A 15,881-nucleotide genomic window follows, 5' to 3' on the forward strand; every position below is an offset into this window, starting at 1 on the left:
AGTCATCCTTGTATAAATGAACGCGTGCTCGCGGGAGATAGCCAGGTGCGGCTTGAAAGCCATACGTAACCCAGCCTCAAGGCAGTTGCACCGCTACACCACCGGGGTGTTGTTTGATGAGGTTGTAAGGCAGGACGCTCCATTCAACATGCCCACATGAAGCGTCTACATGAGCAAATGATGGCTCTAGCTTGATACCGTTTTCAGTGAAGTACCAAGACAGGTAACGCCACCGGTCTTCGTCACTGTAGGCACAATCCTCATCACTGGTCATTTGATCTGGATAAAGCTTGCTGAGCTGCGCCACCAGCCATGGCGCGAGCTCGTTGGAACGGTACGCAGAAAACGCGGTGAACGTGTCAGGTGATTGGTCGCTTTCTCCATAGAGTTCTTCGTAATGCAGGGGTTTGCCCTCCCCTATCCAAAGAATATCCTCAAGCACCAAGGGCTTGCCGGTCTTGGCATCGAGGTTAAGCGGTACATCGTTCTGATCCGGGTAAGCGCCGCCACAGTTGTACTCAGTACCAATGTTCACGCTGATGACCGAAGGCGTCATCAACACCGGTTTGATCGTTTGGTAGTAGAAGTTCACGCCACCGCCAGCAAGACACCCGTAATAACCCACCACTTCCTGCCACAAGCGCCCCATCAACTGTTGATTGATGCGCTGACGCTCTTCAGTGGCGTAGCCCGAAACGACTTCAAACAGCGTCGTCTTTGTTTGCGGCTCGCTCCACCATTGCAGTGAGTAGCCGTTGAACGTTTCAGTCTTTCCTGGTTTGAGCTTCATGCCTTGAAGCCGCAAATATTCGTAAGGCGAGTTTTCATGGAGTGCTGCGAGATAGGGCAAGGTGTCGGCGGACACTGGCGGGAGAGTGGCTTGCTGCAACTCGACCTTGAGGACTTTGCCCTGAGGGCTGGTCCATTCGCCGGACCAGCCGTTGGGCTTGGGTTGCAAGCGAATTTGCGGGAGGGCTGTATCCTCACCATACCGCTGGTTTCCTTCGTCAAGGACCAGGATTTCGCCTTCTTTTTTGCCGGTGAGCACCAAGTCCTTGCGGTACTTCTGATAAAAGTACCGCCCCTCACCGCCGTTGGCGTTCACCTCCAGCACAATCGGCGATTTGCCCACGGTTCCGGTGTAGACCTGAGTACCGTTTTCAGCCCACAGCGCGGTAGAAAAAGTTGTGCACGCCAGCGCGATAACGCCGCTCAGACGAAACAGTCCTTTGAACATAACATCATCCTTGTATAAACGAGCACATGCTCGTGGGGGATGACCAGGTGCTGCTTGAAGCCATACGCACCAAGTCCGCAATACTTATGTAACCCAACCTCAGGGAAGTTGCACAGCCACGCCGCCGGGATGTTGCTTGACCACGGCGTACGGCAGCACTGACCAGCCCGGATCATCGCAATTGCGTTGTATGCGGGCGAAGTACGGTCCCAGGTACAGGCCTTTTGCGGTGAAGTGCCAGTTGGAATAACCCCAAACGCTTTCGTCGGTGTAGTCGCAGCCTTCCTCGTCCGCCGGCTTCTGCATTTCATCGGGGTACAGCGCGCTGAATTGCTTGATCAGCCATGGTACGAACACTTCGCGCTGATAGGTGAATCGTGCGTTGCTCTCTGCCTCGGTCAAGGATGTATCGCCAGCGCCGTAGCGGTCGGCATGCAGCAGCGGCTTGCCTTGGCCAATCCACAGCACGTCTTCCAGCGACAGGCTATGACCGGTGTGAACGTCGAGGTTAATCGGCGAATTGCCAAAATCCGGGTGAGCGCCGCCGCAGCTGTAGCCGGTGGAGATGTTCAGGCTGACCACATCGGGCGATAGGAATTGGGGGGCGACACCTTGGTCGAACTCGGCAAATTCCCTACCTCCCAGCAAGCAGCCGTGGTAGTTGATGACTTCGCTCCAGAGCCGCTCCAACAATTGCTGATTGATCCGCTGCTGGTCAGCTTTCGGGTAGCCGGACTCGATGCTGAACATGGAGAGACCGGACGCGGGCTCCGTCCACCATTGCAGGTCGTAGCCCATGAAGGACTCTTTCTTGCCCGGTTTGAGTTTCAAGCCTTGCAAGCGCAGATATTCGTAAGGGTCGCTTTTCGGCAGCGCGGCGATGAAGGGCAAGACGTCTGCAGCCGGTGCCGGGATCTTGGCCTCGGTCAATTGCATTTGCAGAACTTTGCCCTTGGGGCCTTTCCATTCGCCTTGCCAGCCGTTGGCCGTTTCTTGCAACTTCAGGGTTGGCTGGGGTTTGTCTTCGCTGTAGCGGTTGTTGCCTTCGGTTAACGTCAGGGTCTTTTCTTGCAGCGAGCCGCTCAGCTCCAGGTCGCGATGGTATTTCTCATAGAAGTAGCGGCCGGTGACTTCGTCCGGCTGGTTGGTGTTGAGTTCCAGCACGATCGGCATCTTGCCCAGGGTGCCGGTGAACACTCGTCTCCCGTCCTCGGCATGAGCAGTGGAACACAGTATGAGTAACAGCGTGGCGACTGTCGCCAGGCGTAACAATCCTTTGAACATCAAAACATCCTTGAAAGAAGCGAGCGTCTACTCGTGAAATCGTGGCACGGATTATGGCGAAGCAGCGTCCAAGAATCGATATGGTCTAATCAACCCTGATCAAACTGATGCATCAGTTCTCGAGTTTCCCGTCTCACTTCTTTGCGCCGATCACGCGCAGCCTGTATGCCTGACTCGTCGAGGCCGCAGTACTGGCGTAACCAATGGACCATCATTTCCTCATCCGGAAAGTAATAGTCCTTGTGCCCTTTACCGCCTCTCAGGGTGTAGTTCATATCACCATCGAAACGGCCAGCCGAGTATTCGTCCGAAGGCAGAGATCCCCATTCCGCGGCGCAATCCTCAAAAATCCAGGCGATCTCGTTGATGTGTTTTTGCGCACCGCGATGACCGCGTTTGTAAAACGTGTACTGGCCGCAGTTTTCCTGGAAACGCTCCATCATCGGCTCATCGTTAACCCACTGCAGGATATCGTTCTGCCCCGCATGGCGTATCAGGCCATTGATCCATCGCTCGGCAAACCGTTGAACAAAACCTTCCACGTCGGCCTTTTTCGCGTCCGCGAAAATCATGCAATAACGGGTTTCCACATGGATGACGAACAACACGTGCTTGCGTTGAACGGTGATGGCGTGGACCAGCCACTGTTCGGCTGAGTCACCCTGCTCATCGTCCTCGATAACGAACGATGGCGGTTTCTCCACGGGAGTCATTTTCTTGCCCTTGTGGACGCGGCTGAAGAAGGTGCTGGCCGCTTCGGTGCAGTTGAAGATCAACATCCCTGATCCTTTGATTAATAGGGTTATGTCGCTCAGTCTGGTCGCACGATCTCTTCAACCCACTCAAGCTCGTAAGGCTGACGAATAACACCGGAAATTTTTTCACGCGTTTCTTCGCTGAGGATAGATAATTCCGCGTCGGTCAACAGATCATGCATGACCATCATTCTCAAAGCCATGAGCGCACTGGAACGGCTACAGAGGTCGAAGGTATGAACGATATCTTTGTCCCGATCACGGGTGAGACGGTAGAGCATTCTGTACCGGGCGTGAGGCGACAGCGCACTGTGCTGGGCGATGGTTTCGGCATCGGCGAGCACACCCAGGCAGAAACGATCGAGCGCAATCTCGCGCAATTCCTTGAATTTCTTCCAGTCGCTTTCGAGGATCGGCATGACGTTCTCCTACGTGAAATGTTAAATAATGCAAAGGCCTATTCTTGCGAATAAGCCCACAGATTCCAACCTTACTTGGCGCACATACTCAGCATCACCACCAGCAAACCAATATAAACCCACGCATGCACCCGATCCGGTATCCGCCCGATCCACGGCGTAGCCAGCCGAATCCCCACCAGCGACCCAAGCGCAGGAATACGACGAGGCCGGGCGCGACGGTGCGTTGATCGACTTGCTGCTGCATGAACTGGCCCGCAGCGCTCACTTGCCGCTGCACATTCCGTTGCCCATGGATTCGCGACTGCTCGGGTTGTGTCAGGCGTTTCTCCAGCAACCGAACACCCATCAATCGCCGCAACAATGGGCCGATCAGTTGCATATCAGCCTGCGTACGTTCAATCGTCTGTTCCGTCAACAGGCCGGCCTGAGTTTCAGCCAATGGCGGCAGCGGGCTTGTGTGGTGCTGGCGTTGGCACGGCTGGCGGTGGGTACGCCGGTGACGCGGATTGCTTTGGATTTTGGCTACGACAGCCCGGTGGCGTTCTCGACGATGTTTCGTCGTGTGCTGGGGCTGGCACCGTCCGTTTGGTTGGAGGGGGCGGAATAGAGAGGCCGCTGCCGCGCAATCCAATGTGGGAGCGAGCTTGCTCGCGAAGACGGCGGCACAGTCAACATTGATGTCGCCTGACACGCCGCTTTCGCGAGCAAGCCCGCACAGGTTCTGCGCTTGGCACTTCATTGTCTTGACTGAGCGGCCTTAGCCACTGCCTTGTTCTGACAGCAACTCAAAACTCTGCTCCTTCACATCCTGGGAATCCAGACCGATTTGCACCCGGAACTCGCCCGGCTCGGCGGTGTATTCCAGCTGGGCGTTGAAGAACTTCAAGTCGTTCTCACCAATGCTGAAATGGACCGCTTTCTCCTCTCCGGCCTTGAGCATGATTTTTTGAAAGTTCTTCAGTTCTTTGACCGGGCGGCTGACGGAGCCGACGACATCGCGGATATACAGCTGAACCACTGTTTCGCCGTCGCGCTGGCCGGTATTTTTCACCATGATGCTGGCGACGAGGTTCTCGGTCTTGTTCAGTGTGGTCGAAGACAGGGCCATGTCGGTCAGGCTGAAATCGGTATAACTCAGCCCATAGCCGAAGGGATACAGCGGACCATAGGATTGATCGAAATATTGAGACGTGTAGTTGCGAGGCGCACCTGGCAGGTAGGGGCGACCGGTGTTCAAGTGGCTGTAGTAACTCGGGATCTGCCCCACGGAGCGTGGAAAGGTGATGGGTAACTTGCCCGACGGGTTGTAGTCGCCGAACAAGACATCGGCAACGGCATTGCCCCCCTCAGAGCCGCTGTACCAGGTTTCCAGAATCGCGTCGGCCTGTTTCTGCTCCTTGCCGATGGACAGTGGCCGACCGTTCATCAATACCAGGACCAGCGGCTTGCCGGTGGCTTTCAGGGCGGTGATCAATTCACTCTGCCGCCCTGGCAGATCGAGGCTGGTTCGACTGGCTGCTTCATGGGACATGCTGCGGGGCTCGCCCACCACTGCAATCACAACATCGGCTTGCTCTGCGGCCTTGACCGCTTCGTCAATCATTTCTGCTGCCGGGCGAGCGTCGTTCTTGACTTCGAACACTCCCAGATAATCAACGACCTCAGGATCCTCCGTGAGATTGGCGCCTCGGGCATAGATCAGCGAGCCCTTATCCATAGCGTTTTTCAGCCCGTCGTAGATCGTCACCGATTGCGAGGCCACGCCGCTTGCAGACCAACTGCCCATGATGTCGACGGCACTTTTTGCCAACGGGCCGATGAGCGCAATCGCCGCCTCTTTTTTTAGCGGCAAGAGCCCGTTTTCATTCTTCAGCAGCACCAACGTCTTGCGTGCCACTTCACGGGCCTGCGCTCTGTGCAGACGGTTTTCGTCGTTGGTATCAGCGGGGTCTTCACTGGCAATGCCGATGCGCCGATAAGGGTCTTCGAACAGCCCCATGTCGTACTTGGCACCCAGGACTTCCCGCACCGCGTCATCGATATTGCTCTGGGAAACAGCGCCAGACTCAAGCAGCCCGGGTAGCTCGGGACCATAGGAGGAGTCGTTCATGCTCATATCAATGCCGGCCCTGATGGCGAGCCTGGCCGCTTCGCGATGATCCCTCGCAACACCATGCTGAACCAGATCGGTGACCCCGTTATGGTCGCTGATGACCAGCCCCTTGAAGCCCCATGCTTTGCGAAGCAGGTCTTGCATCAACCATGCATTGGCCGCTGCCGGCACACCATTTATCGAGTTAAGCGCCGCCATCACCGCTCCCGCGCCACCCTCGATCGCCGAACGATAAGGTGGCAGGTAGTCCTGGTACATCCTGGCCAGGCCCATGTCGACGCTGTTGTAGTCGCGTCCACCCTCGACAGCACCATACAACGCGAAGTGTTTGGCGCTGGCCATGATGCTGTCGGGTGCATTCAGGCTTTGGCCCTGGTAGGCCTGAACCATCACTTTGGCAATGCGTGAAACCAGATAGGTGTCTTCACCGAAGCCTTCGGATGTACGTCCCCAGCGAGGATCACGGGCGACATCAATCATCGGTGCAAAGGTCAGATCGATACCGTCAGCGCTGGCTTCTTTCGCCGCCGTTCGACCGCTCAACTCGATGGCGTCCATATCCCAGCTGGAGGCCAGGGCCAGGCCGATGGGAAAAATGGTTCGATGACCGTGTATCACGTCCCAGCCGAAAAACATCGGTATTTTCAAACGGCTTTGTTGAGCCGCGTCCTGCATGGGGCGGTTGATGTAACGGCTTACAGAGCCATACGTCCCCCCGATTCGCCCGGCGGCGATCTCCTGGCAAATCCTTTCGGGGGTCATTTTTTCATCGATAGCGATCAGCCGCAGTTGGCCGATTTTTTCGTCGAGGGTCATCTGATTGATGAGGTTGGTGACAAAGGCATCTTTGTTTGGCGATACCGTATCGGCCAGGACGGGCAGACTTGTAAAACTGATCAGGGCACATAGCAGACGTAGTCTTTTCATGATTCCCTTCCCCGCATAACGCTGTGGCGCACTGCTTTTGAAACGCCACCTTTCCTGCATTGAAGATCAGAAGGCTGACGTTCAATCATTGCTGCTGACGGTATTGAAAACCCATTGGGCGTTCAGGAGCCCGCATAGAAGTAGCGTAGTCGCTCCAGCGCCCCTGCCTGAGCATAAAAAGAGAATCGATCAAAAAAATGAGTTTGATCCGGACTCAAAACAACTGTACAAAAACACAGTACCTTATCGAATCGCCACTTTCGAACCCGGAGAACACCATGGCCTCTCTTGCGATGAAAATCACCCTGGAACGTATCGCCCTCTTCCAGTTCACCCCCGCCCACTGCGCCCAGGCCCGAGCGATGCTGGGCTGGAGTGTGGAAGAGTTGTCTGAGGAATCCGGGGTTTCCGTTGATGCCATTCAGCGATTCGAGGCGGAGCGTGATGTGCTGGATGTGACCCGGCTGGCGTTGGCGTATCGGTTTGAATCGCAAGGTCTGGCGTTTTTCCCGGGGTTTGCACCGGGGAGAGGGATGAACGTGAAAGGGTCGACACCGGCCCCGGTGGGGCGGGCGGATTATGCGATGGTTGAGTGAGGTTTCAGCAGATGCGGGCCAAAGCCGAATACGTTATGAAGATAGGCATGCTCCTCGAAACCGGTCGGTTGAGTCAGGCTGAGGCTGCCCATCGGCTCGGATTGTCTGAGGAGGAACTGAACGAAATACTCCGTGGAGAATGTTGCGATCTGACCGTGGCAAAAATCTCGGAATATACAAACCTGTTACTGGACGAACGCAGATAAAAAAACCGGGGCGCTTGCACGGCAGGCGCCCCGGCAGCACAACATCAAGCGTTCTGCACTGTTGCCTGATCGCTTGCACCTTCCAATCCCAGCCACCAAGTGTGACCACGTTGCGGGTACATCACATTGAACGCCTCGCCCATCCGCGGCGTGGTGATCGACACGTTCCGCTCCCAGGCCAACGCCAGAATACGGTCGAAGGGTTCGTACCAGGCGTGCATCGACAGGTCGAAGGTGCCGTTGTGGATCGGCAGCAACCAGCGCCCTTTAAGGTCGATGTGCGCTTGCAGGGTTTGCTCGGGCTGCATGTGCACGTGTGGCCACTCGACGTTGTAAGCGCCGGTTTCCATGAGCGTCAGGTCGAACGGGCCGTGCTGTTCGCCGATGCGTTTGAAGCCGTCGAAGTAGCCGCTGTCGCCGCTGAAGAAGATTCGCGTGTCGCCGTCGATCATCACCCACGACGCCCAAAGGGTGCTGTTGCCGTCAAACAGGCCACGCCCGGAAAAGTGTTGCGAAGGTGTGGCGACGAATTGAAGGCCATCGACCTCGGTGCCCTGCCACCAATCCAGCTGTCGCACTTTGCTGGCGTCGACGCCCCACTTGATCAGGGTGTCGCCCACGCCCAGCGGTGTGAGGAAGTAACGGGTCTTGTCCGCCAGTTTGAGCACGGCCTGATAATCGAGGTGGTCGTAGTGATCGTGGGACAGGATCACCGCTTCAATCGGCGGCAGGTCTTCGAGGCTGATCGGTGGTTGGTGGAAACGCTTGGGGCCGGCCCATTGCACTGGCGAGGCACGTTCGGCGAAGACCGGATCGGTGATCCAGAATTTGTCCCGCAGCTTGAGCAGTACCGTGGAGTGGCCGAGACGATAGACGCTGTGGTTGGGCGCGGCGATCAACGCTGCCTGGGTCAGGGCTTGCACCGGGACGGGGGCCGACGGCCGGGTGTCATGCGGTTTGTGGAAGATGAAGTTCCACAGGATGCGCAAGGTTTTGCGAAAGCCTTCGCGCTGCACGGGCACATGGTTTCGGTACTGCCCTTGAGCCTGTCGAGACGCTTCAGGCGTTGAGGCATTATCCGTTGGGGAAGTTGAGGTGGTCATGACTGAATGACTCCAGAAAAACCGCACGATTGGCGATTTTCCGCTTGGGACGATTAATGGCCAAGGCACGCACGCATCAGCCGGAGATTCTATATTTCACTGTGCAGGATTAACAAAACATTACACTGCACAGTGTAGTTTCTAGGTTGCATCAAAGCCGATCACAAGTAAACTACCAAGTGTAATTCTCCACTTCTTCCTGCCGAAGCGTATTTATGACAGCTCCACAGCGCCTCACCGACCGTAAACGCGAAGCCATCATCCAGGCAGCGATTGCCGAATTCCGTGCCAACGGTTTCGACATCACCAGCATGGACAAGATCGCCGCCACCGCTGGCGTGTCGAAGCGCACGGTGTACAACCACTTCCCGAGCAAGGAAGAGTTGTTTGCCGAAATCCTCAATCAATTATGGGCGCGGGTGACGGCCGTACAGGAAACGGCCTACCGCCCTGACCTGCCCTTGCGCGATCAGTTGCGTCTGATGTTGCAGACGAAACTGCAGATGCTGGCCGATGAGAATTTTCTCGACCTGGCGCGGGTGGCGATCGCCGCCACCATCCATTCTCCCGAGCGTGCGCAAAACATGGTCGCCCGAATGGGTGAGCGCGAAGAAAACCTGACGGTGTGGATTCGCGCCGCCCAGGCCGATGGTCGATTGAAACCGGCCGCGCCTGAGCTCGCCGCGCAACAGGTCCAGGGATTGCTCAAGTCCTTTGCGTTCTGGCCACAGATCTCCATGGGCCAGCCAGGCCTGTCGCCCGAGATGCAGCACACCGTGGTGGAGTCGGCGCTGGACATGTTCCTGGCCTGTTATGAGCGCTGAAACGAGCTGTAAAAAATGACAATGTCCGCCGCGTTATCGCTGATCGGTCGCTCTGAATAGAACACCGCAATGTGTTTCAGAATGAAACTGGCGCTGGCGACTATAGTGAGCCTCAGTCCCAGCACGATACAGAGAGCATCATGAGCACTCCGACCCGCGAAACCGAAGCCACCGCCCCTGTCGATCACCTGCGTTTCCATCGCCCTCACGCTCACCTGGCACCTACTTTTGGTACCGACCGTTTTGCCCTGCGCGCTGAGGCCTTTGCACGGTTCTTCGGCACGCCGACCTTCCTCGGCGCCCAGACCCTGATGGTGGTGATCTGGATGTACCTGAACCTGTCCGGTATAACCCATTTCGATATGTACCCCTTCATCCTGCTCAACCTGGCGTTCAGCCTGCAAGCGGCCTATGCCGCACCGCTGATTCTGCTGGCCCAGACACGCCAGGCCGCGCGGGACAAAGCCCAGTCAGACGCCGATGCGCGACACCGTGAAGCCTTGGCCGTCGCCAACAGTGAACGTCAGGCCCAGGCTGCGCAAACCACCGCGCAACTGATGGAGTTGCTGGAACAAAACACCCGGCTCACCGAAATCACCAAGACCCTGACCGAGCGTGTCGAAAGCCTGACGTCGCAAATACATCAACACTTCGTAGGCAACGAGCCACCGAAGGCGTGATCCGACTCAAGGCAACTTCAGCGCCTGCCCCAATTCATCGAACAACATCACCACCGAGCGCAACGCGCGGCAGTCCGGGCGGGTCAGCAACCACAGCGCGGTGTCATAACCGTGCAAAGGCTCGGTCAACGGTTGCAGTCCGTCACCGATCAGAAAGTCCGGTAACGCCGCGACGCCCAGCCCGGCCCGCACCAACTCGGTCACCGACAACATGCTGTTGCAGCGGTAACCGAGTGTTACGCCAGGCAATTGCTGACGCCGCCACGCAACAGTGGGGTGATCGGGCAGAAAGTCGTCCGGGGCGATCCAGGTCAATGAGGCCAGATCGTGGGAATCGACCGATTGCAGATAGGCCGAACTGGCACAAACCCGGTAGGAAATGTCCGCCAGACGCCGGCCAACCAAATGCTCGGGCGGCGTACGGGTCAGCCGCAAGGCGATGTCGGCATCGCGGCGGCTGAGGTTGGCAAAGTCGTTGGAGGTGCAGAGTTCAAGGGTCAGCGCCGGGTAAGACGGCATGAACCGCGCCAGCGCCGGCAACAGCAGACTTTGCAGGACCGAATCGGTGCAGGTCAGGCGCACGGTGCCACTGATGACCTCACCGCCCTGCTCCACGCCAATGCGCGCCGCCTCCAGCGCTTGTTCGGCACGCTCAGCCTGCTCGGCCAAAGTCTGCGCCAGCGTGGTGGGCAAGTAACCGGCGCGGCTCTTGTCGAACAGTTGCTGGCCCAGCGCTGCTTCCAGTCGGCGGACGGCGCGAAACACCGTCGAGACATCGACCTTCAACAACGCCGAGGCCCGGGCCAGAGAGCCGCCGCGCACCAAAGCGAGAATCAGGGACAGATCCGGGTAGTCCAGCCGATAGTGCATCGATGCATTGATCACTTGGGATAACGCCAATATTGATTGCGTGAACGCCAATCTATAGTGGGCACCAGGAATCAACAAGCGTCGAGATCACTCATGGAAACCAGCGCCATTCGCATCGCCCTGATCGGCGATCACGACCCTCAAGTCACCGCCCATCAAGCCATCCCCGTCGCCCTCGGCATGGCCGCCGAACACTCAGGCAGGAACATACAGGTCCAATGGCTGGCCACCGACTGCATCAACGCCGAGACGCCACTGAGTGACTTCGATGGTTTCTGGTGCGTACCCGCCAGCCCTTATCGCGACATGGATGGCGCGTTACGGGCGATCCGTTTTGCCCGGGAACAGCGGCGACCGTTCCTCGGCACGTGTGGCGGTTTTCAGCACGCGGTACTCGAATTCGCCCGTAACGTTCTGGGCTGGAAAGATGCCGAACACGGCGAGACATCGCCCGAGGCGACGCGGGCGTTACTCACGCCGCTAACCTGTGCGCTGGTGGAGGCCGTCGACAGCATTCATTTGGTTGAAGGTTCGTTGATCGCCAAGGCGTACGAAAATACTGAGATCCGTGAGGGATATCGCTGCCGTTATGGTGTGAATCCTGAGTTTGAACGGGAGCTATTGAAGCAACAGCTACACGCGGTTGGCCACGATTCGGCGGGGGACCTGCGGGCGGTGGAGCTAAAAGATCATCCGTTCTTTGTCGCGACACTGTTCCAGCCGGAACGCGCCGCGCTCAAGGGCTTGCTGCCGCCGTTGGTCAGGGCGTTGATTGAAGCCTGTGCGAGGCAAAAACCTTGATCGCCCAGGCACCTGAAACGCCTTACTACGCGGTGATTTTCACCTCGCTGCGCACCGACGGCGATCACGGTTATGAACAGGCCGCCGAACGCATGGTGGAACTGGCCCGCGAACAACCCGGCTTCCTTGGCGTGGAATCGGCCCGGGGGGTGGATGGGCTCGGGATTACGGTGTCTTACTGGGCCAGCGAAGCGGCGATTCTGGCCTGGAAACACCACCCCGAGCACAGCGTGATTCGGGAACGTGGGCGGTCGACCTGGTATTCGGCGTGTCATACGCGGGTGTGCAGGGTTGAGCGGGCGTATCTGTTTGAGCAGTAATAATTGCGGTGTGTTTTAGGCCGCCATCGCGAGCAGGCTCGCTCCCACATTGATTAGGTGTCGATCACAAGACCAATGTGGGAGCGAGCCTGCTCGCGATAGGGCCAGCCAAGTCAGCGCAATATTCAGCTCTGCACCAGACGCCTCACCGCCGAGATTTCCGGCACTTCCCGCCGGTTCATGTACACCCGCAACGGCTCAGTTATGCTGATCCGGTCGTCGATGTTTTGGTCCAGCAGCAGCTGGATCAGCTCGCGCTTGAGCGTCATGGTCTGCGCGGGGCCGGGGGCCCAGACGAACTCACGGGCGGGGATGATGCCGTCGTCGGCCACGTCCATGCCGAAGGCGTCTTCGCTGAAGCGCACGATGTAGCGGCCGGTCTTGCGATTGAGGCCGACAAAGCCTTTGAGTTGGTCGGCGGCCTGGCAGATGAGTTCGGAAGTGATGCGCATGGTAAACCTCACAAAAGGCCACAAAGGACCGGTGCTCGATGGTTTACACGCAGGGCAAGCGAACGGGCTTCCCTCTGCCGGGGAAACGCCTCGCTCAAGAGTACTGCAAAGGAGCGCACAAAAGCGTTGGAAACATCTCCTTTAAACACGTTTATGTCGGTCTGACGATAGCGCGAGCGGCGCTCAGTTGCTAAAAGATACGTCTTTGAAAACCTATCGCAAAAGGACTTCGACCATGCCTGTTACCTTCACCCAAAGCGCCCTGTTGCTGAGCCTGATGCTCGGCCTCGGCCAGGCACAGGCCGCCAGCGAGCCAAGCCCCACCGCACTGGCGACCCGCCAGGGCATTCCGCACCCGGCGGTGATCGCCCACCGCGGCGCATCCTTCGATGCACCGGAATCCACTGCCGCGGCCTACAAACTGGCCCGCGACCTGGGCGCCGATTACCTGGAAATGGACCTGCAACGCAGCAAGGATGGCGTGCTGTTTGCCCTGCACGACAACAACCTGCAACGCACCACCGACGTCGCCACCAAGTTCCCTGAACGCAAGGACAGCCCGGCCAACGAATTCACCCTCGCCGAACTCAAAACCCTGGATGCCGGCAGCTGGTTCAACGCCGCTTACCCGGATCGCGCGCGTCCGAGCTACGCGGGTCTGAAGATCCTGACCCTGGACGAAATCATCGACATCGCCCAAGGCAATCCCCTGCACAAGCCTGGCCTGTACATCGAAACCAAAGAGCCGAAGCAGTTTCCCGGCATCGAGCGCGACCTCAAGGACAAACTCCAGGATCGCGGCTGGCTGAGCCCGACCGGTTCGAAACTGGCGAAGAGCGATCTGGCGGTTGGCCAGGGTAAAGGCAAGGTGGTGCTGCAGACCTTCGAGAAGAGCAGCCTCGAACTGCTCGAGAAGGAAATGCCGAAAGTGCCGAAAATCCTGCTGCTGTGGGTAGGCGAAGGCAGCATCGAGCCGAAATCCAAAGTGACGTTCGCCGAGTCCGGTGACAAGGACAAAGCGACTTACTACGCCAGACAGGAACCGAAAGACAAAGCCGAATTCCAGCAATGGGTCGAGTACGCCAAGGCCCAGGGCGCTATCGGTACCGGTCCTTCGGCCGCGCTGACCAAGGGTGGCGATCAGAGCTATTCGGACCTGGTGAAACCGTGGATGAACCAGTACACCCACGATCAGGGCTTGCTGGTGCACGTCTACACCATCGACGATGCCGTGGATTATCAGAAAGTGGCGGATGCCGGCGTCGATGGCATCTTCACCAACCGCGCCAGCGAACTGCTGAAGTTCTATAAGCGTCCGGCGGCGGCGAGCGTTACGCAGTTGTTGCAGAACAACGGTTATTGATTCGAGACCGTGGCGTCTGCTTCGCGGGGAATTAAGGGGGAATTAAGTTGCGCTGTTTAAGCTGATCCCACTTAAACAGTTCACCCAAGGAAAGAACTTCATGAAAACCTTAACTGCCCTGTTCACCGCTGCTGCCCTGACTCTCGCCGCTGGCCTGGCCCAGGCTGACGTTCGTGTCGACCAGATCCCCGAGCTGGTCAAGAGTGGCAAGATCAAACCACTGGAAGAAATGAACCAGGCCGCACTGAAGTTGCACCCGGGCGCCACGATTACCGATACCGACCTGGATAACCACTTCAACGGTTACGAATATGAAGTCGAACTGCGTTTAGCCGACGGCACAGAGTGGGACGTGGACTTCGACGCCACTACCGGCAAGGTTCTGAGCAACAAGCAAGACACGTGATTCAACAACAAAAAGCCGCACGATTTTCGGATCGTGCGGCTTTTTTGCATCAGGCATCAGGCAGGTCGACCGAGCAACAGGTCACGACGTTTACCTTCAGCTTGCCCCACGGACTTAAGCAGTGGTGCTGACCAACGAACCCGACGTACTGCCCCCCTCATCCTGCAACGCTTGCGTCAACGCCGCCGTCACCGTCTGCAACGAAGCCGAAGTGGCCGCAATCTGCGACTGAGCCGCCGCAACGGTTGCAGCTTTGGCTTCGGCGCTTTCCTGCTTGGCCTGGGCTGCTTGCAGTTGCTGCTGTTCTTCCTGCAATTGCTTTTGCAACTCGGCGATCTGCTTGCGCAGCTCTTTCACTGTATCGGATTCGGTGCTGCTGGAGCTGCTGCCGCTTGAGGAAGGCGCACCGCCAGCGGCAACCTTCGTGGAATCGCTGGAGTCGCTGGAGGCACTGGCGGTTGTGGCGGCGGAGGTGTCTTCGGTACTGCCGCTGATCGAGACTTGGCTTGAAGACGTCGAGACGGTCTGATTGATCGAAACAGAACTGATGCTGACCATGGGAGTTATCCAATGTGGAGTTTGGGTAACACCGTCATCGACGGGCGCAGCACGAACTTGAGAGCGACTGTGTACCGACTCAGTAACCGAATCGGTACACAGCCCATTGCACTAGGCGCTCAACCGTGCCGTCACTTCATTCAACTGCCCCGACAACCCGTGCAGGTTGTGGCTGGCCGCTTCGGTACGCTGCACGTTGTCCAGGTTGGTGCTGGCAATGCTGGTGATTTCAGTGAGGTTGCGCGAGATGTCTTCGGCCACTGAAGTCTGCTCTTCAGCAGCGGTGGCGATCTGGCGGTTCATGTCACGAATGGCTTCCACGGCATGGGTGATCCGCTCGAGCATGGCGCCGGCCTGGGTCACTTGTTCGACGCTTTCTTCACTGCGCGACTGGCCGCTTTCGATCGCCTGAGCCGCGTCTACCGCCCCGGTTTGCACGGTTTGAATGATCTGGTTGATCTCGATGATCGACGCTGCCGTGCGCTGGGCCAGGCTGCGTACTTCATCGGCGACCACCGCAAAACCGCGCCCGGCTTCACCGGCACGGGCCGCTTCGATCGCCGCGTTGAGCGCCAGCAGGTTGGTTTGCTCGGCGATGCCGCGAATCACTTCCAGCACCTTGCCGATGCGCCCGCTGTCTTCTTCCAGACGACGGATGACGGTGGCGGTGTTGGCGATTTCGCCACGCATTTGGGTGATGGTGCGAATGGTGCCCTGCATGACTTTTCCGCCCTGTTGGGCAGACTGGTCGGCATCGTCGGCCGCACGTGCCGCATCGCCTGCGTGGCGCGCGACTTCTTGTGCAGTGGCGGACATTTCGTTCATCGCCGTGGCCACCTGATCGGTGCGATTGAACTGCTCGTTGGTGCCGCTGGCCATAAGGCCGGCAATCGAGCTCAACTCACCGCTGGCGCTGTTCAGATCCGTCGCACTGCGCTGCAACCGAGTGAAGGTTTCAGCGAGG

18 protein-coding genes and 2 pseudogenes are annotated in these 15,881 nt (G+C 57.9%); 9 read left to right on the plus strand and 11 right to left on the minus strand.

What is annotated here, in order from left to right; translation table 11 throughout:
* Nucleotides 1-76: 76 nt before the first annotated feature.
* From AACY49_RS19615 to AACY49_RS19635, 5 genes and pseudogenes are all read right to left on the minus strand, one after another.
* Nucleotides 77-1,237 carry a hypothetical protein gene (locus AACY49_RS19615; protein ID WP_339525840.1) on the minus strand — a complete coding sequence of 387 codons (1,161 nt, stop codon included), beginning with the start codon at nucleotides 1,235-1,237 and terminating at the stop codon, nucleotides 77-79.
* 99 nt (nucleotides 1,238-1,336) lie between these two features.
* Complete coding sequence (locus AACY49_RS19620; RefSeq protein ID WP_339525842.1) at nucleotides 1,337-2,521, minus strand: hypothetical protein; 1,185 nt, start codon at nucleotides 2,519-2,521, stop codon at nucleotides 1,337-1,339.
* An 89-nt stretch (nucleotides 2,522-2,610) separates the two neighbouring features.
* Entirely contained in the window at nucleotides 2,611-3,300 is a 690-nt protein-coding gene (locus tag AACY49_RS19625; RefSeq protein WP_258699475.1) for a DUF6933 domain-containing protein, read from the minus strand.
* Between the two features lie 32 nt (nucleotides 3,301-3,332).
* Nucleotides 3,333-3,695, minus strand: coding sequence for a hypothetical protein (locus AACY49_RS19630; RefSeq protein WP_258699474.1), 363 nt, complete (start codon nucleotides 3,693-3,695; stop codon nucleotides 3,333-3,335).
* A gap of 71 nt (nucleotides 3,696-3,766) precedes the next feature.
* Nucleotides 3,767-3,886, minus strand: a pseudogene (locus tag AACY49_RS19635) (sulfite exporter TauE/SafE family protein); the annotation flags it as partial.
* 5 nt (nucleotides 3,887-3,891) lie between these two features.
* On the opposite strand from AACY49_RS19635, the pseudogene AACY49_RS19640 reads away from it, so the two are divergent.
* Nucleotides 3,892-4,305 (plus strand): annotated as a pseudogene (locus AACY49_RS19640) (helix-turn-helix domain-containing protein); the annotation flags it as partial.
* Between the two features lie 150 nt (nucleotides 4,306-4,455).
* Here the strand turns inward: AACY49_RS19640 and bglX are convergent.
* The gene (gene bglX / locus AACY49_RS19645; protein ID WP_339525844.1) at nucleotides 4,456-6,738 is read right to left on the minus strand and encodes a beta-glucosidase BglX; all 2,283 of its coding nucleotides are present in this window, start codon (nucleotides 6,736-6,738) and stop codon (nucleotides 4,456-4,458) included.
* A 278-nt stretch (nucleotides 6,739-7,016) separates the two neighbouring features.
* Here bglX and AACY49_RS19650 point away from each other — a divergent pair, with 278 nt between their 5' ends.
* Complete coding sequence (locus AACY49_RS19650; RefSeq protein ID WP_339525846.1) at nucleotides 7,017-7,334, plus strand: helix-turn-helix domain-containing protein; 318 nt, start codon at nucleotides 7,017-7,019, stop codon at nucleotides 7,332-7,334.
* Between the two features lie 11 nt (nucleotides 7,335-7,345).
* On the plus strand, nucleotides 7,346-7,540 hold the full coding sequence (locus tag AACY49_RS19655; RefSeq protein ID WP_258699472.1) for an XRE family transcriptional regulator: 195 nt from the start codon (nucleotides 7,346-7,348) through the stop codon (nucleotides 7,538-7,540).
* Between the two features lie 44 nt (nucleotides 7,541-7,584).
* Here AACY49_RS19655 and AACY49_RS19660 read toward each other — a convergent pair whose 3' ends face one another.
* On the minus strand, nucleotides 7,585-8,643 hold the full coding sequence (locus AACY49_RS19660) for an MBL fold metallo-hydrolase (RefSeq protein ID WP_339525849.1): 1,059 nt from the start codon (nucleotides 8,641-8,643) through the stop codon (nucleotides 7,585-7,587).
* 215 nt (nucleotides 8,644-8,858) lie between these two features.
* Here AACY49_RS19660 and AACY49_RS19665 point away from each other — a divergent pair, with 215 nt between their 5' ends.
* Both AACY49_RS19665 and AACY49_RS19670 read left to right on the plus strand, forming a co-directional pair.
* Nucleotides 8,859-9,467 carry a TetR/AcrR family transcriptional regulator gene (locus tag AACY49_RS19665; RefSeq protein ID WP_258699470.1) on the plus strand — a complete coding sequence of 203 codons (609 nt, stop codon included), beginning with the start codon at nucleotides 8,859-8,861 and terminating at the stop codon, nucleotides 9,465-9,467.
* Nucleotides 9,468-9,607: 140 nt separating this feature from the next.
* Nucleotides 9,608-10,147 (plus strand): DUF1003 domain-containing protein, encoded by a 540-nt coding sequence (locus AACY49_RS19670; protein WP_258699469.1) that lies wholly within the window; start codon nucleotides 9,608-9,610, stop codon nucleotides 10,145-10,147.
* Nucleotides 10,148-10,153: 6 nt separating this feature from the next.
* Here the strand turns inward: AACY49_RS19670 and AACY49_RS19675 are convergent, their stop codons facing one another.
* Complete coding sequence (locus AACY49_RS19675; protein ID WP_339525851.1) at nucleotides 10,154-11,095, minus strand: LysR family transcriptional regulator; 942 nt, start codon at nucleotides 11,093-11,095, stop codon at nucleotides 10,154-10,156.
* Nucleotides 11,096-11,110: 15 nt separating this feature from the next.
* Here AACY49_RS19675 and AACY49_RS19680 point away from each other — a divergent pair, with 15 nt between their 5' ends.
* Together AACY49_RS19680 and AACY49_RS19685 are read left to right on the plus strand one after the other, a co-directional pair.
* The gene (locus AACY49_RS19680; protein WP_339525853.1) at nucleotides 11,111-11,818 is read left to right on the plus strand and encodes a CTP synthase C-terminal region-related (seleno)protein; all 708 of its coding nucleotides are present in this window, start codon (nucleotides 11,111-11,113) and stop codon (nucleotides 11,816-11,818) included.
* The gene (locus tag AACY49_RS19685; RefSeq protein WP_258699466.1) at nucleotides 11,815-12,138 is read left to right on the plus strand and encodes an antibiotic biosynthesis monooxygenase family protein; all 324 of its coding nucleotides are present in this window, start codon (nucleotides 11,815-11,817) and stop codon (nucleotides 12,136-12,138) included. The genes AACY49_RS19680 and AACY49_RS19685 overlap by 4 nt, the downstream gene beginning before the upstream one ends.
* Nucleotides 12,139-12,263: 125 nt before the next feature.
* Here AACY49_RS19685 and AACY49_RS19690 read toward each other — a convergent pair whose 3' ends face one another.
* Nucleotides 12,264-12,590, minus strand: coding sequence for a DUF2025 family protein (locus tag AACY49_RS19690; RefSeq protein ID WP_258699465.1), 327 nt, complete (start codon nucleotides 12,588-12,590; stop codon nucleotides 12,264-12,266).
* Between the two features lie 235 nt (nucleotides 12,591-12,825).
* Here AACY49_RS19690 and AACY49_RS19695 point away from each other — a divergent pair, with 235 nt between their 5' ends.
* Both AACY49_RS19695 and AACY49_RS19700 read left to right on the plus strand, forming a co-directional pair.
* Complete coding sequence (locus AACY49_RS19695; protein ID WP_258699464.1) at nucleotides 12,826-13,953, plus strand: glycerophosphodiester phosphodiesterase; 1,128 nt, start codon at nucleotides 12,826-12,828, stop codon at nucleotides 13,951-13,953.
* A gap of 100 nt (nucleotides 13,954-14,053) precedes the next feature.
* Nucleotides 14,054-14,359: a PepSY domain-containing protein gene (locus tag AACY49_RS19700; protein WP_258699463.1), complete on the plus strand. Its 306-nt coding sequence runs from the start codon at nucleotides 14,054-14,056 to the stop codon at nucleotides 14,357-14,359.
* Nucleotides 14,360-14,473: 114 nt separating this feature from the next.
* Here the strand turns inward: AACY49_RS19700 and AACY49_RS19705 are convergent, their stop codons facing one another.
* Both AACY49_RS19705 and AACY49_RS31915 read right to left on the minus strand, forming a co-directional pair.
* A complete protein-coding gene (locus AACY49_RS19705; RefSeq protein ID WP_339525858.1) occupies nucleotides 14,474-14,917 on the minus strand; it encodes a hypothetical protein in 444 nt (147 codons plus the stop codon).
* Nucleotides 14,918-15,028: 111 nt separating this feature from the next.
* A complete protein-coding gene (locus AACY49_RS31915) occupies nucleotides 15,029-15,796 on the minus strand; it encodes a methyl-accepting chemotaxis protein (RefSeq protein ID WP_445262651.1) in 768 nt (255 codons plus the stop codon).
* Nucleotides 15,797-15,881: the final 85 nt, after the last annotated feature.

The organism is Pseudomonas sp. EL_65y_Pfl2_R96, assembly GCF_963970905.1.
Lineage (GTDB): Bacteria > Pseudomonadota > Gammaproteobacteria > Pseudomonadales > Pseudomonadaceae > Aquipseudomonas.